This is a genomic window from Kitasatospora sp. NPDC004669, from assembly GCF_040609455.1.
In the GTDB taxonomy this organism is placed as follows: Bacteria; Actinomycetota; Actinomycetes; order Streptomycetales; family Streptomycetaceae; genus Kitasatospora.
On record NZ_JBEXKB010000211.1, the window covers coordinates 1 to 1,636 of the forward strand.

The 1,636-nt window shown below is 69.3% G+C and carries 1 pseudogene; it reads right to left on the bottom strand.

The annotated features are described in order from the left end of the window. Positions 1 to 326: 326 nt before the first annotated feature. Positions 327 to 1,443: pseudogene (locus ABZW30_RS46935) on the bottom strand (IS701 family transposase). Positions 1,444 to 1,636 lie beyond the last annotated feature (193 nt).

Below are 1,636 nucleotides of genomic sequence, written 5' to 3' on the forward strand. Positions count from 1 at the left end.
GGGGCCTGGGTGCCGGGTGCGGGCAGTGTGCCGCCGATCTGGACCGGGTTTCCCTTCAGCGTGACCTGGGTCATGAAAAGCCTCCTACCGGCGGTGTACGGGTGACGACGTGGCCGATCCTACTGCCCGTCCCGGCCCTTGGATGCGGGGTGATCGAAGGCCCGGCAGACAAGGGGGCAGGGCACCCGCTGCCGCCGCGGCGCCGGGCCGCTTCCTGTGCCCGCCTCACGGGCCGTTCCCGGCGGCGTGGCGGGTGCGGGAGGTGGCGCGGGCGGTGCTGTCGGCTCTTCAGGCCGCCCATCGCGCCGGCCTGGTCCATGGCCGTCTCACGTTCTCGTCGGTCGTGGGTCGGTGTTGCGGGCGGGCCAGTTCGGCTGTTCGGTTCTCGCTGGTGTTGCGTCAGCGGCGAGGACCGCGAGGAAGGCCAGGGCGAGCATGGCCAGGGTGATGTGCCGGTGCCAGGCGGTCCAGTGGCGGACCTGGTAGTGGTCCAGTCCCACCTGGCCTTTCGCCGCCTGGAAACACTCCTCGACGCACCATCTGGTCCCGGCCACCCGGACCAGCTCGGATAGCGGTACTCGCCGCGGGGACCAGCACAGGTAGAAGGCGAGTTCGCCGGTGGTCGAGTTGCGGCGGATCAGCAGGTGCCGGTGGCCGTCGGTGCCGATCTCGATCCAGGCCCAGTCGTAGTAGCGCGGCCCCTTGGCACCGGGCCCGGCGCTCTGCCGGTGCCAGGCCGAGGCGGGCAGGCGGTTGGCGACGGCATCCGCGCGAGCAGTGGTTCGCCCCTGATTGATCCGCACCCGGGTGCTGCAAGCGACGGCCAGAACGTAGCCGATCCGTCGAGACTCCAACAGGGCACGCAAGCCCGGGTCTTGACCGTATGCCTCGTCGCCGGTTGCCCGGGAGGCGCTGATCCCGGCATCCAGTGGCTGCGCGATCATCTGCCCGGCCAGCGTGGGCTTGGTCGCGAACTCCACGTGGTCGGGCACCCCGGCCCGGGTTCGGCGCTCGGTATCCTGGCACCACGAGGCGTCGGGCAGGTAGAGCCGACGGTCGATCAATGCTCGCCCTTTGCGGGATGCGTAGGCAAGGAAGCGCCGACCTGGCTTTCTCGATCCGGCCTGGGGTGCCGGTGTACTACCGCTGTACACCTGCCGAGGCAGCACCCTTCTTCAGGAAGCCTGTCCCGTCGGCGACCAGGACGCCGTCGTCGGTGCCGAGGTGCTCGGACACGTAGGCGCGCACGTCGTCGCGGACCGCCTCCGCGTCCCAGCGGGCGCTTCGCAGCAGTGGCTGCATCGGCCCGGGGCGGGCGTGACCGGCTTGCTCGGCGAGCCGCCAGCAGTTCTTACGCTCGACGCCGGACAACAGCCCGAACGCGAAGGCATGGGCCGTGGAACGCGGCTCCACCCGCTTGAACCGGCCCGCGATCCGGGCCATGACCTGGTCGAACACTGCCCGTCAGCGAACGATGTCTATGTTGTGACCTGCGGCTACCGCGTGATCTTCGGGAGTCCACATAGCCCTTGATGATCACGCTGAGCTGCTCCGGCTTTCATGGAGTCCCTGATGTCTGGGTTTGTTACGATCCCAGGCGTAAGGAGAACCACGAGCAGTGCCAGCACCACGCAAG